2 tRNA genes and 2 rRNA genes are annotated in these 1,870 nt (G+C 49.7%); all 4 read right to left on the bottom strand.

The annotated features are described in order from the left end of the window. Positions 1-138 (bottom strand): 23S ribosomal RNA (locus SJ312_RS23190); the annotation flags it as partial. 325 nt (positions 139-463) lie between these two features. Continuing rightward, positions 464-539: transfer RNA gene (locus tag SJ312_RS23185), tRNA-Ala, on the bottom strand. Between the two features lie 122 nt (positions 540-661). After that, positions 662-738 (bottom strand) — tRNA-Ile (locus SJ312_RS23180). Between the two features lie 65 nt (positions 739-803). Continuing rightward, positions 804-1,870, bottom strand: a 16S ribosomal RNA gene (locus SJ312_RS23175); the annotation flags it as partial.

Below are 1,870 nucleotides of genomic sequence, written 5' to 3'. Positions count from 1 at the left end.
ATTGCACTGGGTTTCCCCATTCGGAAATCGTCGGTTGTAACGGTTCATATCACCTTACCGACGCTTATCGCAGATTAGCACGTCCTTCATCGCCTCTGATTGCCTAGGCATCCACCGTGTACGCTTAGTCGCTTAACCTCACAACCCGAAATTGTTTCAACGTTCACCTTACTGTCATGGCTGTGCGTGCATTCCTTCTTTGTTGGGCAGTGCTCGCAATGCTCACATACTTATGTATGCTGCGCTTGCTGTGCGCTGGCCGCCGCGAAGGACTGACTGCTCGCTCATGCCACTCGCTAAAGTGACCGAAAATTTCAGGTCTGAAATTTTGAGAGACTCTCACATTGTTTAAGCGATAAACAATGTGCGTTGTTTTCAATTTTCAGCTTGTTCCAGATTGTTAAAGAGCATAATTATTCGCAATAGACTATTACTAATCTATTCTGAATAATCAGAAAAATTATGGTGGAGCTAAGCGGGATCGAACCGCTGACCTCCTGCGTGCAAGGCAGGCGCTCTCCCAGCTGAGCTATAGCCCCATAAAGGTATTTTCGGTATCAATATAAGTCATTAAATGACAAATCGAATTCAGGCAAGGCATAGATTGGCGAAGCTTACTTAGGTAAGTGAGCTAATCTATAACGACGCATCAATTCGATTTTGGTAGGCCTGAGTGGACTTGAACCACCGACCTCACCCTTATCAGGGGTGCGCTCTAACCACCTGAGCTACAAGCCTATCGATACCGCTACTCTATTTCATCAGACAATCTGTGTGAGCACTTCACAAAAACACTTCAATGGTAAGGAGGTGATCCAACCGCAGGTTCCCCTACGGTTACCTTGTTACGACTTCACCCCAGTCATGAATCACAAAGTGGTAAGCGCCCTCCCGAAGGTTAAGCTACCTACTTCTTTTGCAACCCACTCCCATGGTGTGACGGGCGGTGTGTACAAGGCCCGGGAACGTATTCACCGTAGCATTCTGATCTACGATTACTAGCGATTCCGACTTCATGGAGTCGAGTTGCAGACTCCAATCCGGACTACGACGTACTTTATGAGTTCCGCTTGCTCTCGCGAGGTCGCTTCTCTTTGTATACGCCATTGTAGCACGTGTGTAGCCCTACTCGTAAGGGCCATGATGACTTGACGTCATCCCCACCTTCCTCCGGTTTATCACCGGCAGTCTCCTTTGAGTTCCCGACCGAATCGCTGGCAACAAAGGATAAGGGTTGCGCTCGTTGCGGGACTTAACCCAACATTTCACAACACGAGCTGACGACAGCCATGCAGCACCTGTCTCAGAGTTCCCGAAGGCACTAAAGCATCTCTGCTAAATTCTCTGGATGTCAAGAGTAGGTAAGGTTCTTCGCGTTGCATCGAATTAAACCACATGCTCCACCGCTTGTGCGGGCCCCCGTCAATTCATTTGAGTTTTAACCTTGCGGCCGTACTCCCCAGGCGGTCGATTTAACGCGTTAGCTCCGAAAGCCACTCCTCTAGGGAACAACCTTCAAATCGACATCGTTTACAGCGTGGACTACCAGGGTATCTAATCCTGTTTGCTCCCCACGCTTTCGCACCTGAGCGTCAGTCTTTGTCCAGGGGGCCGCCTTCGCCACCGGTATTCCTCCACATCTCTACGCATTTCACCGCTACACATGGAATTCTACCCCCCTCTACAAGACTCTAGCTGACCAGTCTTAGATGCCATTCCCAGGTTAAGCCCGGGGATTTCACATCTAACTTAATCAACCGCCTGCGTGCGCTTTACGCCCAGTAATTCCGATTAACGCTTGCACCCTCCGTATTACCGCGGCTGCTGGCACGGAGTTAGCCGGTGCTTCTTCTGTCGGTAACGTCAATCG

It is taken from the genome of Providencia sp. CIM-Carb-044, assembly GCF_033901115.1.
GTDB lineage: Bacteria > Pseudomonadota > Gammaproteobacteria > Enterobacterales > Enterobacteriaceae > Providencia > Providencia hangzhouensis.
Note: the sequence above shows the minus strand (reverse complement) of the source record. Positions and strands in the feature narration are given on the sequence as shown.